The sequence below is a fragment of the Pseudoalteromonas sp. S1650 genome (genome assembly GCF_005887195.1).
In the GTDB taxonomy this organism is placed as follows: Bacteria; Pseudomonadota; Gammaproteobacteria; order Enterobacterales; family Alteromonadaceae; genus Pseudoalteromonas; species Pseudoalteromonas simplex.
This window is the reverse complement of sequence record NZ_PNDF01000008.1, coordinates 1-14,593: the sequence shown is the minus strand read 5'-3', so window position 1 is coordinate 14,593 and position 14,593 is coordinate 1. Positions and strand designations below refer to the sequence as shown.

Below are 14,593 nucleotides of genomic sequence, written 5' to 3'. Positions count from 1 at the left end.
CAAACTACAAAAATAGAACAAAAAACATAAAAATCAGTGTGTTAAAAAATAAAAAACACTCTTTTTTAGTTGTGGCACAGCTCTTGGAATAGAGAAGTGTGATTAATTAGGAGTGATTCAAATATCACCCTGGTGCGTTACACACTGTGAACACGTATGCCTAATCACAAAACTATTAATGTAGCTCAGAGGTAGAGCAGCGAAATGATTTCGTCGGTCATGGGTTCGATTCCCATCTTAATACTATAAGTAGCTCAAACAGGTAGAGCACCAAAACCAATTTGGATGTTGCGGGTTCAAATCCCGCCTTAGTCAAAATCGTAACTTTAAATGTTAGTAAGTCGTTGTTTGCGCTGACTGATAAACGCTTAAGCATGAACGATAACAGCAAGCCGGATGCTCCCTGTTATTGCGACGCCCAAAGCCTTTTTCAGTTAACAAATACACACTTGCTAACTATCAATAAGGAAATAGAACATGTTAAGAAAAACACAATTAGTAGCAGAGAACCAAAGAGTGCTCGTTTTTAAAGACCAGCAACTAACAGACGTGTTAATGCCAGGAAAGCATCGTTATTGGGATTTTCAGAAGCAGCTTGAGTTTGTCACCTTTGATATTAACTCGCTGTATTTCTCAGAGCGAAATACTGAACGTTTGTACCGCAATAACCCAATCTTGCAACAGCATATAAGTCATTGGAAACTTGAGAACAACGAGCTAGGTATGTTGTATGTTGATGATTTACTACAAGGGATCGTCGCTCCTGGTGAGCACTTATATATTTGGCAAGATGCAGGGGCTATAAAACTTGAAAGAATTACTCTCAGCAGCACTCAAGCGGTGCCTGAGCAATTATTAAATTTAGTTAATCGAGCTGGTGCAAATAGCGCAACTCGCTTAATTAGAAGCGAAAAAACAGTCGCAATCAAACCGATCGCCGAGTTTAAAGTCGCTAAAGAGCATGTAGGCTTACTTTACATTAACGGCCACTTTATTGGCAAGTTGCAGCCTGGTATTCATGCCTATTGGCAATTTAACCATGATATTGAAGTGAAATGTTATGACTGTAGAACACAAAGCGTAGAAGTATCTGGGCAAGAAATTCTCAGCAAAGACCGAGTTAGCCTGCGCATTAATTTAACTGCCAATATCAAGCTGATGGATGCTGAGCTTGCAGCTAAGAGCGTAGATAAATTGGATGAATTCATCTACAAAACTCTACAACTTGCACTCAGAGAAGCGGTTGGTACAAAAACGCTCGATGATATCTTATTAGATAAGTTGTATATCAATGAAACAGTGAAAGAGCTGGTGATTGAACAGCTGAAGGAGATTGGTATTGCTCTAGCAGGCGTTGGTGTAAAAGACATTATTTTACCGGGCGAGATGAAAGCCATTTTAAATCAAGTGGTCGAAGCACAAAAAGCAGCTGAGGCAAATGTAATAAAGCGACGTGAAGAAACATCAGCAACACGCAGCTTACACAACACCGCGAAAGTAATTGAGAACAACCCGACACTAATGCGCCTTAAAGAGTTAGAGGCATTAGAGAAAGTCGCAGAAAAAATAAATAACTTAACCGTTTATGGCGGCCTTGAAGGGCTAATGAACGGGGTCGTAAAAATAGCCTAACAGGCTAGGACGAGTAAGGAATCAAATTATGTGTAATAACTACAACACAATCGAACAACAAGGACAGGTACCTATAAAGACATGGACAAAAGGCGTACCGTTTGAAGATGCAGCTATTGCTCAATTAAATAATATTGCGCAAATGTCGCTAGTTCATTCTCATATCGCGGTCATGCCAGATGTTCACATGGGCAAAGGCGCCACAATAGGTAGCGTCATTCCCTCTGTAGATGCGGTGATCCCCGCAGCGGTAGGCGTTGATATTGGTTGCGGCATGGTTGCAACTAAAACAACGTTAACGGCTTCGCAACTGCCCGATAATCTGGCGGCAATTCGTCATGCGTTTGAAGCTGCGGTACCACATGGTCGAACGGGCCGTGGTAGAGGGGCTCGCGACCGAGGTGCTTGGCATAATATTCCTGATGTTGTTGCTGGTGAGTGGCAAAAGCTTGAGAAGCGGTTTGAAAAAATCTGCGTTAAGCACCCTGCAATTAAAAACAGTAATCATGTAAATCACCTAGGTACGATGGGCACAGGCAATCATTTTTTAGAGCTTTGCCTAGATGAAAATAATGCAGTTTGGATCATGCTGCACTCAGGTAGCCGAGGAGTTGGTAACCGCATAGGCACTTACTTTATCGAGTTGGCTAAAAAAGAGATGGAGCGTCATCAAATCAACTTACCTGATATGGATCTTGCGTATCTGAAAGAAGGAAGTGAATACTTTGATGACTATGTTGAGGCTGTAGAATGGGCGCAAGATTTTGCAGCTAAAAACAGAGAGATCATGATGTTTAACGCAATCAAAGCGCTAAAAAAGCAAATACCTATCGCTTTTGAAACCGCGGAGCTTGCTGTTAACTGTCATCATAACTATATCTCGCGAGAGCATCATTTTGGCAAAGATTGTTTTGTAACACGCAAAGGAGCGGTACGTGCACAAAAAGGTGAAATGGGGATTATTCCCGGAAGTATGGGGGCGCGCTCTTTTATTGTTCGCGGCTTAGGAAACCCAGATAGCTTTAATAGCTGTAGTCATGGAGCTGGCCGAGTCATGTCACGTACAAAAGCTAAAAAGGTCTTTAATATTCAAGATCAAATAGCGGCAACCCAAGGGGTAGAATGTCGTAAAGATGCCGCGGTGATTGATGAAATCCCGCATGCGTACAAGGATATTGAAAAGGTTATGGCAGCACAGCAAGACTTGGTTGAAGTTGTACATACACTAAAGCAAATAGTCTGCGTAAAAGGATGATAATGAACTATTTAATAATTGATGGTGCACAAGGTGAAGGCGGAGGGCAAGTACTTCGCACCGCCCTCACCTTATCAATGTTAACCAAGCAAGCCATTGAAGTTGTTAATATTCGGGCCAAGCGAAAAAAGCCTGGCCTGTTACGCCAGCACCTAACCTGTGTGTTAGCAGCACAACAAATCTGTGATGCCGAAACAGCAGGAGTTGAACTAGGCTCAAACCATATTCGCTTTGCGCCTAAACAAATAAAAGCGGGTGATTATCACTTTGCGATTGGCACAGCAGGCAGTACAACGCTTGTATGCCAAACTGTATTACTGGCATTAGCGACAGCAAAGCAGCCCTCTACCATAACCTTTGAGGGTGGCACACATAATGGCATGTCACCTTCACTGTGCTTTTTTGAGCACTGTTATTTGCCAGCTTTAGCAAAAATGGGGGTGTATTGTGAGCTCACTGTTACCAAGTATGGCTTTTACCCTGCCGGTGGTGGCGAATGGCAGTTAACCATTTACCCGTGTGAAACATTAAAGCCCTTTGCGCATTTTGCACCGCCAACGAAGGATGCCAAAAAGGCGATTAAAGTACTTGTTAACAAGTTACCGGGGCATGTTGCGAAGCGTGAAATTAGCACTGTAAAACAATACCTTGATTGGACAGGCGCTGAAACCACGATAACTCGTGTAGAAAGTATTGGAGCAGGAAACAGCTTGCAGCTACAGATAACATCAGACACCCATAACAGTATTTTTGAAGTTATTGGTCAACATGGTATTGCAGCACAAAAAGTGGCTCTCAAAGCAGTAGAGCAGGTTACACAATTTACCCAATCAGCAGCGGCAGTAGAAGAACATCTGGCAGATCAGCTGCTTTTGCCATTAGCTTTGGCCGGTAAAGGCGATTTCAAAACCAATGAACCAAGCTTGCACAGCTTAACCAATGCAGAGGTCATAAAAACGCTTTTGCATGTAGAGATAACGTTTACTCAGCTTGATGATAACCTTTGGCAGGTATCATTAACTGATACCTAATTAGGATGATCGGCAATGGAAAACACATTAAAACATGTTTATTTAGTCGGCGGTGCAGTTCGCGACAAATTGCTAAACAGAGCGGCAGCTGATCAAGACTTTGTTGTTGTGGGTGAAACACCAGAAACCATGTTAGCCCTAGGCTTTGAAACTGTTGGTAGTGATTTTCCAGTATTTTTACATCCAACCACCAAGCAAGAATATGCCCTAGCTCGCACTGAACGAAAGCAAGGTCGTGGTTACAAAGGCTTCACGGTGAATGCCAGTACCAGCGTAACTTTAGAAGACGACCTTGCGCGACGAGACTTAACTATCAATGCAATGGCGATGAGTGCCGATGGCGAGCTTATAGACCCATTTAACGGCCAACAAGATTTAAATAACAAAGTACTTAGACATACATCAGCCGCATTTGCTGAAGATCCATTACGTGTACTGAGAGTGGCTCGATTTTTAGCTCGTTTTGGTGAAAGCTTTAGTATACATCCGGAAACCAAGGCATTAATGATGCAAATACACCAACAAGGTGAATTAGCTTATTTAACGCCAGAACGGGTTTGGAAAGAAACCGAAAAAGCACTTGCTGAGCCTCACCCTGAGCTTTACTTCAAGACGTTGTATGGATTAGGTGTGTTTCCAGAAATAGATGCAATGAGAGGTGTTCCCCAACCAAAAGAACACCACCCTGAGGGCGATGTTTACACCCACACACTGTTAGTTTTGCATAGAGCGGCTCAGCTAAATTTTGATGTAGAAACTCGCTTTGCCGCATTAACGCATGATTTTGGCAAGGCGACGAGCTTTGAGCTAAACGGTAATTTACATGGCCATGAACAACGCGGCGTAGCAGTGATCAAGGAGTTTTGTCAGCGTTTAAAAGTGCCTAAACGGTTTTATGAGCTGGCAGCATTAACCAGTGACAATCATACGCGTTGTCACAAAATCGCACAGCTAACACCAAAAACATTACATAAATTACTTGTCGACAAGCTAAATGCGCAAAATAAGCCTGCGCGGTTTTTGCAGTTTTTGGATGCGTGTCAGTGTGATGCGCAAGGACGGGGACCAAGCTTTATACATCGGCCTTATGCGCAACGAACACTTGCACTGGATTTAGTAAAACAACTAAACAAACTAAATAAAAAAGCACTTGTGCAACAAGCAATACAGCAAGGTAAAAGCGGCATAGCCATCGGAAAAGCAGTTCGCGAAGCAGAAATAAAGCAACTACGAGATTACCTCACAGAGCAAAGTAGTAAGGAAACAAAATGAATAACACAACAGCACACTCAGCAATCGATTACAGTGTAAGAGCTGAAATAATGCGACGCATAAAAACGGCAGAAGCAGAACATAACGTTAAAGTGTTATTTGCTATTGAGTCGGGTAGCCGAGCATGGGGATTTGCAAGTCCTAACAGTGATTATGATGTGCGCTTTATTTATGCGCACGCTAAAGATTGGTATGTAGCAATTGATGTTGAAGAGCAAAGAGATGTAATTGAATACCCAATCGTCGATGAAATCGATATAAATGGTTGGGATATTCGTAAAGCACTCAAACTATTCAGCAAATCAAATCCCGCGTTTATTGAGTGGTTACAATCACCCATAGTGTATGTTGATGATGGCTTTTTTGCTGCACATGCAAAGCGACTAATGCCACAGATAGTGTCATCTCATAAAGGCATTTATCATTACCTGCATATGGCAAAAGGTAACTTTAGAGAGTATCTAAAAAAAGAGCGTGTTCCGCTGAAGAAATACTTTTACGTATTACGACCGCTACTGGCGATTATGTGGCTCGAAAAGTACGATGAACCCGCTCCGATTGAGTTTGATAAACTAAGGGAGCTTGTCAAAGAGAACCTTGCACTGGATGCTGCGATTTCAGATTTGCTCGCCCGAAAACGGGTAAGCTTAGAAAAAGAATACGCGCCAGCTGTGCCTGTAATTAATGAGTTTATTGAAGCAGAGTTAACACGGCATGAAAACTACACAGCTAACGTAAAGAAGAAAGTCGTCGATTTTGATGCTTTAAATCAGTTGTTTAAAGAAACATTAGCAAGATACAGTGAGTCCTAAAACTCACTGTATCTGTTTTTCTACAAGTATTGATTTATGACATCAATTAAAGTTTCAATGAGTGCCTCATCCATATATTGGTACTCGTCGGGTATATCGAGTACCTGAATCGGCTTGTGCTGCAATAAACGGCTAAACTGCGCTTTAAGGCGTTGTTTATGCTTATGTTCCATCACAAAAATTATATCTGCCCAATTAATATCAGCAGTTGTTACCGTGTGCCTTGCTCGTGGGCTTGTGCCTGCAGAGCGGGCTTTAATACCATTGTATTGGTTGAATACCTTTTCTGCCGTTGGGCTACGCCACTGATTACGGCTACATATAAACAGTAAGTTTTCCATGTCCTTTCCTTTGTGAGTCTGGCTAAACTCAGGGCCCTTAAACGTACGAATGGGGTTACCCCGTTGCAGCTCATTGTGTTGTTGCCACCGCGACTTTTGCTGCTGGCTTGCAGCCTGCTGAGCTTGCTCTGCCAGTTTTTGCATTAGCAAAACTCGGGCTAAACGCTTATTCGCATGCTGACTTCGTTCACTCTCTACGCGAACAGTAATGCCTGTCGCAACATGGGTAGCACGAACAGCCGAATCAGTGGTGTTTACATGTTGGCCTCCCGCGCCACTTGCGCGGCATTGTTGAAAGCGGATCTCGCTATCAAATTTTTGCTCTGCTATTTCAAATAGTTGACCGCCAAAATACCAGTTTTTACGCTTATGCCTTGATCTGAATGGGCTTTGACAAACCCACAACATCGAGCCATGCCATTGCTGCGCAAACTGTTTTAAAATTTGCGGCTCAGCATCGGTTAATTCAAACAATACCGATTTGTAGCAGCCTGAAAGTTCAGCTTGCTCTACAGCAAGAGTATTCACCTTAATAGCTAACGCTTTAGCATCACACTCAAGGCGCTTAACAGCCATTGCCACCGCTTTACAGCACTCTAAAGGACCCGCCCCTGACGATAATTGCACTAAGATCATCCGCACGTTCCTTGTGTTTTAAAGGTAAGCACAGGCTTTAATTTGACAATTACAGTAACCAGCCCAGCATCAACAAGGTCATCAATAACTGTTTGGCAGTCTTTGTAAGCTTGTGGTGCTTCATCATAAAGCAGCGTTTTATCATTACAGATCACCCTGCTACCAAACGCAGTGCGATATAAATCTTCCTTTTTAAACTTGTGACTCAAACGGCCTTGGCATTCTCCACGTTTCCATTTGCGACCAGCGCCATGCGCAAGGGAGCGTAAATTTACGTTTTGCTCAGCCGTTGGCTTAACTAAGTAACTGTAATCACCGCGAGAGCCCGGGATCATCACAGCCCCTTGATCGCTGGGTGTAGCGCCTTTTCGATGTAACCAGCCAGCTTGCCCTGCAATCTGTGATTGACTTACAAGGTTATGATTCACATCTAAAACCTGTTCGCCACCAGCACGAATAGCTTGCAAAAAACGCCGTGCGATCAGTTCTCGGTTTAACTGAGCCCAACGCAGGGCTTCGTCATGTTTAGTCATATAATCTGTAAAGGCACCACTTTCTACCTCAAGGCCATCATGGTTATGCTCTGCAATATGCTTAACTAAAATAGCTTGTCCTAACCCTCTAGAGCCAGAGTGCACCAATAGCTGCAGTTGTTTAGGTTGTAGGCCTAAAGCAAGCAAGGCTTGTTGATCAAACACCTCTTCAATCGCCTGAAACTCAGCGAAATGATTGCCACCACCTATGGTGCCAAGGGCGCTATCAAAACCAGTTTGTGTGATAGCCAGTTCATGTTTTCGCTCGCTAATCAGTGTGTGCCAACTATCATCTAGCGGCTGTTCAACATCGCTAAAGCGTTTTGCGAGCTTATCTACATTTAACTTGGCTAACTTAGTATTGGTTTGCCAAAGCGACATACCGCAGCCAATATCATTCCCCACTAAAGCGGGGTAAATTCTACCTTCTGTAAAAAAGGCTGCCCCAATGGGGTAACCTCGACCAGGGTGTAAATCGGGCATACCCGCTACAGCGTGCATACCAGGTAATTCAGAAGTTTTAATTAATTGTTGTATTGCTAGCCCTTCAATCCACGACTCTTTAGACGCAATTAGGCTAACGTTATCAGTAAGTTTTTGGACGGACTTGCCCATAATACCAATTCCTTTCTCTGCAATAGAAAAATGCTAACGAAAAATGATTTGGCAGGTCTTTGATTAATTGATCAGGCTTAGCTTTAAAAAGCTAATAAAGAAATAGCTTCGAGCTAGGCAAGAAAACGACCTGCAAAGGAACAAGTTGTATAAGTCATATTGTTTACTCCTCTACAGTGTGTGAATGGTTAAAATCGCGGCGATTGTAAACACCTTAAAAAGTGAAAGCAACTAAAAAAATAATAAACTCTAGCAAAGTTCCCACTTTAGATACTTGATAAAATAAACACTTCTGCCATTTTGTTCGCTCAATGGATTGATTTTAATGTAGGGATATTATGTCTAATTTTGACTTATGCTTTAATACCAAAAGCAGAACAAACTTACCAATTAACGAAAATGACCTTAAACTTTTAAAACAGTTTAGAAAAGATAACCCCCACATTATCGGGAACTTCATTCCTCAAGGTACTCCATTCATTCTTAGAAATCCTGAACAAGGTGACATGAGTGATTTTAGACGAACACGTCCTGATATTGCTTGTGCACTCGACAGCACAATTTCATGGCCAGAGCATACTAAAAGAAATATTAGCACTATAGTTAACCAATTTGGTGATGAAGATGCTCTGGCAATTGCAGAATTGTATGAGGCTGAGATTTCCCCTTACATCAATAAAGTAAGAAAAATTACAGAGCTTCCAGTTGCAGGTAAAAAGTTTGATTCCCTAACAGCCCTTGGCGCAGCAGCAACTTCCCTAGAATCTAGCCAAGTTAGGCTTAGTGATTTTGGAAAGTCTATTTTAAAATACCAAGTAAGCTTATTAAAAGTTCGCGAAGCTGCACAAAACAAAGCTCCAAAAATTGAATTAATAAAGTTAGGGAATGCAGCAAAACAAGCTCATTTAGAATTAAATACAAAATTTCAATCTGAGCTGGTTAAATTTAAAGGAAGAATCAAAGCCTCAGCGCGAGGTAATATTTGGTCAAACCCACAGCGGGGAATTAACATAGCTAAAAGCGCTAGAAGCTCAGCTCCTTTGCAATTGTCTTCGTTAGCAAATATTCAGCATTTACGTAAGTTAGAGCAAGGTGCAAATATCGCCGGAAAAGCCATTATAGCTTTAGATGCAGGGCTTCGAATTGACAGCGTTTATAGTGATTACAAAGCTGGGAAAGATTGGCAACGTCGTGCTGTTGTAGAAACAACAGGGTTTGGTGCAGGTGCTGCTGCGTGCATTGCAGTAGGGAGTGCAGTAGTAAATGCAGGCGTTGGTATAGCAATTGCGATGGGGCCTGTTGGTTGGGTTATATTAATCGGAGCTGGTTTAGCTGCAGGCTATGCTGCAGGAAAAGCAGGTAATTCTTTCGGACAATTTATATCTGGTACAGTATATGATTTAAGTTCAAGTGTTGACTGGTTTTAATATGTTTATAATACCCGAGTTCATTTTTTTTATAATATCATTTCCTGTATTTATCTCTTTTCTTATCTCAACTCTATGCTTCACTCGCATTTCGATGAAGCATATTGAGAAGAAAATGCGTGAAGAAGGATTACACGAGCCTCTTTGGGATAAAGGGATAGGTATAAGAGTGAGCATGTATGGCAAAGTAATTCGTCGTCAAAAACCAGCAAAAGCAACTATCGTTAACGACGAAGCGATACTTCGTCACGCACGCCCGATTGATCTTGTACTCGCTCGAGCGATGCATTACTCATTAGTTGCTATGATGATCTTTGCGACCTATGGTTATTTTGCGTATGACTTAGGGGAGCGCGCTTATTAACTATAGCTGCCCTTGTAACCTCGTTTTTGTCTCTTTTAAGTAATCTGGGTAGGGATACGAGTCATCTGCAACAGCGATTGCAGCCTCAATTTGAACTAATGCTTGGCGAACATTACCTTGCATTTCATAGCCATATGACAAAGCTGACAGTGCATACGCTGATTTAGGGTAGTTTTTGATATTGTACTTAAACACCTCAATAGCCCGCTCAAATTGCTGGTTATCCGTTAAGCTGTAACCCAGCATCCGAACAGCGCGGTCTGATGGCGCTATTTGCTCGCCCCATTGCTGAGATAAACGTTGATAATAGGCATCAATTGATGAAACATCATCGCCTAGTGCACTCAAAGGCATATGTTTAGATAAAAATAAGCCATGGTACGCATTAAATGCCCCAGCGGCTGAGGTTAGGTTATGCGAAACACCTGCAAAGGCATCGCTCTTAAAGCGCAAATTTTGCACCTTACTATTTTGCACTGTTTGCTGCATATTATCGTATCTTTCGCGCATAATGCCGGCTTCTTCGCCGATATTCATATATACATAGCTGTTAATACTTTTGGCTTTAGTAACAAAGGTATTTAAAGTTTTAGCCGGGGCGCCATAGTTCCACCATACCGCAGGGCTATAAGCAATGTGCGCTTGAAATAACTCAGGGTCAGCCTGCATAGCATAAAGAGCAAATACACCCGCAGCTGAGGCTCCTGCAATAACTCTATAATCATGAGTACGATACTGTTTATTAACCAAAGGCATCAGTTCTTGCTCTACAAAAGCTAAAAACTTTGCTGCACCACCGCCTTCGCCAACAGGCCCTTGTGGTTCTTTGTTCACTGTCGGATAAAAATCTCTAAGTCGATTAGTGCTTTCAATAGCAACTACAATCACCTCTGGCGCTTGATCATTTTGTTGTAAGCGCTCAAGCACAGCATTAATCAATGGTAAATTACCGGCCCCATCCAAACGATAAATAACGGGATACCTTTTGTTTGGATGTGTTTGATAACTTTTTGGCAATTGCACAACGACAGAGCGTTGCTCACTAAGATTACTTGATTCGATAGTATGCGTATGTTGGCTGTAATGTGTAACCGCATCATCTGCAGCTGGTTGAGCCATTACATGACTAGTACAGAGTAAAAAACCACTAATACAGAGTAACTTAAATAGTCGCACGACTTATCCTTAAGAAATATTGGTAATTTTTTAAGCTAACAGAATTACTGGTACAAAAAAAGGCGCATATTGCGCCTTAATAAAAATAAAACTCTTAACTTACTCAACCGTCACCGATTTTGCTAGGTTTCGAGGTTGGTCTACGTCGGTGCCTTTAATAACCGCGACATAGTAAGAAAGCAGCTGTAGCGGAATTGTATATACAACTGGAGCAATCACGTCATCCACATGGTTTACGTTGATTACACGCATTGTTTCGTCAGATTCAAACGCTGAGTCTTTGTCTGCGAATACATAGATAATACCGCCACGGGCACGTACTTCTTCTACGTTTGATTTAAGCTTTTCTAGTAGTTCATTGTTTGGTGCCACAACAATGATTGGCATGTCGGCATCAATCAACGCAAGAGGACCATGCTTAAGCTCACCCGCTGCGTATGCTTCGGCGTGAATATATGAAATTTCTTTCAGCTTAAGCGCACCTTCCATCGCGATTGGGTACTGTGAACCACGACCTAAAAACAATGAGTGGTGCTTGTCAGCGAATTCTTCAGCTAAATCTTCAATACCCTCAGCAAGCAATAATGCTTCTTCTAACTTGTTAGGAAGTGTTTTAATTGCATTTACAATCGCACCTTGCTCTAAGCCTTTTTCTTGCGCAATCGAAGCCGTTAGCATTAGTAAGCCAACAAGTTGTGTGGTGAAGGCTTTAGTTGATGCAACACCAATTTCAGCACCGGCTTTAGTCATAAAGGCTAAATCTGATTCACGTACTAACGATGAACCCGGTACGTTACAAATGGTCATTGACGCCATGTAACCTTGCTGTTTTGCAAGACGAAGTGCAGCTAGCGTATCGGCTGTTTCACCAGACTGTGAAATGGTCACAAGTAAACTGTTTTCATGTACAAATGATTCGCGGTAACGGAACTCAGAGGCAATCTCAACGTTACAGCTCACGCCTGCAAACTGTTCAAGCCAGTAACGCGCAACCATACCTGAGTGGTATGAAGTACCACAGGCAATAATTTGCACGTGTTTTACGTCTTTAAAGATTTGCTGAGCACTTTCGCCAAAGGCATCAATCGCTACAGTGTCATTAACTAAACGGCCATCAAGGGTGTTACGTACAGCAAGCGGCTGCTCGTAAATTTCTTTCAGCATGTAGTGACGATATTCGCCTTTACCTGATGCATCTTGCGTAATGTTTGATTCAATCACTTCGCGTTCAACTGCATCACCATTTGCATCAAAGATTTCTACACTGTCACGGGTAATACGAGCAACATCACCTTCTTCAAGGTAAATAAACGTACGTGTAACAGGTAATAGAGCAAGTTGGTCAGAGGCAATAAAGTTTTCGCCAAGACCTAAACCAATCACCAGTGGGCTACCTGAGCGCGCTACGATGATTTCGTTGTCGTTCGCTTTATCAAAAACAACCGTACCAAATGCACCTTCAAACTGCTTCACAGCAGCCTGTACTGCAGCTAAAAGCGTATCGTGTTGTTGGCGAAGTTGGTGAATAAGGTGCACCATAACTTCAGTGTCTGTTTCTGATAAAAACTCATAACCGTCGCCTTTAAGCGCATCACGTAGGCTGGCATGATTTTCGATAATACCGTTATGAACAAGGGCAATTTCGCTATTCGAAACATGTGGGTGAGCATTCGCTTCAGTTACGCCACCATGAGTTGCCCAGCGAGTATGCGCGATACCAGTAGTACCATTAACTGCTGCATCGTTAAGTGCCGCTTCAAGGTTAGCAACCTTACCCACTGCTTTTACAGTGTTAAGCTCAGTACCTTTAAGTAAAGCCACACCAGCTGAGTCATAGCCACGGTATTCAAGGCGTTTAAGGCCTTCAACAAGAATTTTATTTACTGGGCGTTCTGCAATAGCCCCAACGATTCCACACATAATTTCTCCTTTTGCACATGCCAAAGCGTTCTACTTTGGGCGGTATGTGTTGTCATAAATGATGCGTAATAAGGTGTTGTCGGTCTTATTACGGGTTATTCAATTTCTGCACAGATCAGCTGTACACCACATGCTGTTATCGCCTCGCGCTTATCTGCACTTAGGTTGTTGTCTGTAATAACAGTGGTTACACGCTGCCAAGGCAGTTCTAAATTCGGTATTCTTCGGCCAATTTTTTCTGACTCAACCAGCACCACTACCTCTCGGGCAGCTTCAGCCATCACTTGGCTAAGCCCCACTAATTCATTGAAGGTTGTAGTACCTCTATCAATATCAATGCCATCGGCACCAATAAACAGTTGGTCAAAGTCGTAAGAGCGTAGAACATTCTCCGCAACTTGGCCCTGAAACGATTCTGAATGTGGATCCCAAGTTCCGCCGGTCATCAAAAGTGTTGGCTCATTTTCTAATGAAAGCAGCCGGTTAGCGACATTAATAGCATTTGTCATCACCACTAAACCGCGCTTACTAGCAAGCTCAGGGATCATCGCCGCTGTAGTGCGACCGCTATCAATGATGATGCGGTTATGGTCTTTAATAAGCTTTGCAGCCGCCTGTGCGATTGCCATTTTGCGAAGCGAGTCGCTTTTCTCGTTGCTATTTGCAACGATTTCTTGCGGCAATGCAATAGCGCCACCGTAACGGCGTAGCAACAAGCCACTTTTTTCAAGGGCTGTCAGATCTTTACGTATCGTCACTTCAGAAGTTTGAAACTGCTCTGCTAACGCTTCAACAGCAACTTCACCAAGTTCATTCACTTGGCTTAAGATAGTATGGCGACGTTGTTGAGTGTTTCGTTTTGTCATAAAGTGAATTACATAAGTTTCGTTTCGAAAGTTGTGAGATTTTAAACGAAACAATATAAATGGCAAGTGAATACTCGTTAACCTACACAGCTTTAATTTTGATCTTCATGACCAACACGCTAAGCTATTGGCAAATATAACCATGAGCATGCCCCATGAAAGAGTTTAATAGCCTCGATAAGTCCTTACTCGAACAACGAAAAAATGCCCATGAAGTTTGCCGTTTATTTGCCAAAAGCCCAAGTAAAGGCAATTTAAAACGTCTAAGAGGCATGTTTGCTCACTGTGGCGAGCAGGTTGTTATAGAAGCGGGTTTTCATTTTGATTACGGCAGTGGTATTAAAATAGGTGATCGAACCTTCATAAATATTAACTGTACTGTGCTCGATGCGCCGTTATCTGATGCGCAAATTACGATAGGCAATGACTGCTTAATAGGCCCTAATGTGCAAATACTCGCGGTATCGCATGCTGTAAACCCAACCGAGCGTTTAGCAAAAGCTAATTTTGCAGCGCCCATTAGCATTGGAAACAATGTATGGATTGGTGCAGGCGCTATTATACTTGCGGGTATTAAAGTTGCTGATAATGCCGTGATTGGCGCAGGGGCAATAGTTACCAAAGATGTCGCGGCAAATACCTTAGTAGCAGGTAACCCCGCGGTGAAGGTCAAAGACATTTAACCCTATATTTACGCTAAAGCACGTCCTACG

At 42.5% G+C, this 14,593-nt stretch carries 13 protein-coding genes and 1 tRNA gene; 9 read left to right on the top strand and 5 right to left on the bottom strand.

Going from position 1 to position 14,593, the window contains the following annotated elements; all coding sequences use genetic code 11:
- The first annotated feature begins 173 nt into the window (after positions 1–173).
- From CWB80_RS22445 to CWB80_RS01320, 6 genes are all read left to right on the top strand, one after another.
- Positions 174–244, top strand: a tRNA-Ser gene (locus tag CWB80_RS22445).
- 233 nt (positions 245–477) lie between these two features.
- Positions 478–1,632, top strand: coding sequence for a slipin family protein (locus CWB80_RS01340; RefSeq protein WP_138599137.1), 1,155 nt, complete (start codon positions 478–480; stop codon positions 1,630–1,632).
- Positions 1,633–1,660: 28 nt separating this feature from the next.
- Positions 1,661–2,887, top strand: coding sequence for an RtcB family protein (locus tag CWB80_RS01335; RefSeq protein ID WP_138599138.1), 1,227 nt, complete (start codon positions 1,661–1,663; stop codon positions 2,885–2,887).
- A 2-nt stretch (positions 2,888–2,889) separates the two neighbouring features.
- Positions 2,890–3,918 carry an RNA 3'-terminal phosphate cyclase gene (rtcA, locus tag CWB80_RS01330; RefSeq protein WP_171041474.1) on the top strand — a complete coding sequence of 343 codons (1,029 nt, stop codon included), beginning with the start codon at positions 2,890–2,892 and terminating at the stop codon, positions 3,916–3,918.
- 15 nt (positions 3,919–3,933) lie between these two features.
- Positions 3,934–5,190 (top strand): multifunctional CCA addition/repair protein, encoded by a 1,257-nt coding sequence (locus CWB80_RS01325; RefSeq protein ID WP_138599140.1) that lies wholly within the window; start codon positions 3,934–3,936, stop codon positions 5,188–5,190.
- A complete protein-coding gene (locus tag CWB80_RS01320; protein ID WP_138599141.1) occupies positions 5,187–6,002 on the top strand; it encodes a nucleotidyltransferase domain-containing protein in 816 nt (271 codons plus the stop codon). Before CWB80_RS01325 ends, CWB80_RS01320 begins: the two co-directional genes overlap by 4 nt.
- A gap of 20 nt (positions 6,003–6,022) precedes the next feature.
- On the opposite strand, the gene prfH is transcribed toward CWB80_RS01320, so the two are convergent.
- Both prfH and CWB80_RS01310 read right to left on the bottom strand, forming a co-directional pair.
- Positions 6,023–6,979 carry a peptide chain release factor H gene (gene prfH, locus CWB80_RS22435; protein ID WP_138599142.1) on the bottom strand — a complete coding sequence of 319 codons (957 nt, stop codon included), beginning with the start codon at positions 6,977–6,979 and terminating at the stop codon, positions 6,023–6,025.
- On the bottom strand, positions 6,976–8,127 hold the full coding sequence (locus tag CWB80_RS01310; RefSeq protein WP_138599143.1) for an RNA ligase RtcB family protein: 1,152 nt from the start codon (positions 8,125–8,127) through the stop codon (positions 6,976–6,978). Before CWB80_RS01310 ends, prfH begins: the two co-directional genes overlap by 4 nt.
- 338 nt (positions 8,128–8,465) lie before the next feature.
- On the opposite strand from CWB80_RS01310, the gene CWB80_RS01305 reads away from it, so the two are divergent.
- Together CWB80_RS01305 and CWB80_RS01300 are read left to right on the top strand one after the other, a co-directional pair.
- Complete coding sequence (locus CWB80_RS01305) at positions 8,466–9,554, top strand: hypothetical protein (RefSeq protein ID WP_138599144.1); 1,089 nt, start codon at positions 8,466–8,468, stop codon at positions 9,552–9,554.
- Between the two features lie 115 nt (positions 9,555–9,669).
- Positions 9,670–9,918 (top strand): hypothetical protein, encoded by a 249-nt coding sequence (locus tag CWB80_RS01300; protein WP_138599145.1) that lies wholly within the window; start codon positions 9,670–9,672, stop codon positions 9,916–9,918.
- Here the strand turns inward: CWB80_RS01300 and CWB80_RS01295 are convergent, their stop codons facing one another.
- The 3 genes from CWB80_RS01295 to CWB80_RS01285 form a co-directional block, all read right to left on the bottom strand.
- Entirely contained in the window at positions 9,919–11,037 is a 1,119-nt protein-coding gene (locus CWB80_RS01295; RefSeq protein ID WP_138599160.1) for an alpha/beta hydrolase, read from the bottom strand.
- Positions 11,038–11,193: 156 nt separating this feature from the next.
- Positions 11,194–13,014, bottom strand: coding sequence for a glutamine--fructose-6-phosphate transaminase (isomerizing) (gene glmS / locus CWB80_RS01290; RefSeq protein ID WP_054552251.1), 1,821 nt, complete (start codon positions 13,012–13,014; stop codon positions 11,194–11,196).
- A 95-nt stretch (positions 13,015–13,109) separates the two neighbouring features.
- Complete coding sequence (locus tag CWB80_RS01285) at positions 13,110–13,880, bottom strand: DeoR/GlpR family DNA-binding transcription regulator (RefSeq protein WP_054552250.1); 771 nt, start codon at positions 13,878–13,880, stop codon at positions 13,110–13,112.
- A gap of 155 nt (positions 13,881–14,035) precedes the next feature.
- Between CWB80_RS01285 and CWB80_RS01280 the strand changes: the two genes are divergently transcribed.
- Positions 14,036–14,563, top strand: a complete 528-nt coding sequence (locus CWB80_RS01280) for a sugar O-acetyltransferase (RefSeq protein WP_138599146.1) — start codon at positions 14,036–14,038, stop codon at positions 14,561–14,563.
- Positions 14,564–14,593 lie beyond the last annotated feature (30 nt).

Bases quoted from the DNA above. Each gene is read 5' to 3' on its own strand.
- CWB80_RS01340 (WP_138599137.1), top strand. From the start codon at position 478: ATGTTAAGAAAAACACAATTAGTAGCAGAGAACCAAAGAGTGCTCGTT.
- CWB80_RS01310 (WP_138599143.1), bottom strand. From the start codon at position 8,127: ATGGGCAAGTCCGTCCAAAAACTTACTGATAACGTTAGCCTAATTGCG.
- CWB80_RS01300 (WP_138599145.1), top strand. From the start codon at position 9,670: ATGCGTGAAGAAGGATTACACGAGCCTCTTTGGGATAAAGGGATAGGT.
- CWB80_RS01335 (WP_138599138.1), top strand. From the start codon at position 1,661: ATGTGTAATAACTACAACACAATCGAACAACAAGGACAGGTACCTATA.
- CWB80_RS01325 (WP_138599140.1), top strand. From the start codon at position 3,934: ATGGAAAACACATTAAAACATGTTTATTTAGTCGGCGGTGCAGTTCGC.
- prfH (WP_138599142.1), bottom strand. From the start codon at position 6,979: ATGATCTTAGTGCAATTATCGTCAGGGGCGGGTCCTTTAGAGTGCTGT.
- CWB80_RS01285 (WP_054552250.1), bottom strand. From the start codon at position 13,880: ATGACAAAACGAAACACTCAACAACGTCGCCATACTATCTTAAGCCAA.
- glmS (WP_054552251.1), bottom strand. From the start codon at position 13,014: ATGTGTGGAATCGTTGGGGCTATTGCAGAACGCCCAGTAAATAAAATT.
- CWB80_RS01280 (WP_138599146.1), top strand. From the start codon at position 14,036: ATGAAAGAGTTTAATAGCCTCGATAAGTCCTTACTCGAACAACGAAAA.
- CWB80_RS01295 (WP_138599160.1), bottom strand. From the start codon at position 11,037: ATGGCTCAACCAGCTGCAGATGATGCGGTTACACATTACAGCCAACAT.
- CWB80_RS01305 (WP_138599144.1), top strand. From the start codon at position 8,466: ATGTCTAATTTTGACTTATGCTTTAATACCAAAAGCAGAACAAACTTA.
- CWB80_RS01320 (WP_138599141.1), top strand. From the start codon at position 5,187: ATGAATAACACAACAGCACACTCAGCAATCGATTACAGTGTAAGAGCT.
- rtcA (WP_171041474.1), top strand. From the start codon at position 2,890: ATGAACTATTTAATAATTGATGGTGCACAAGGTGAAGGCGGAGGGCAA.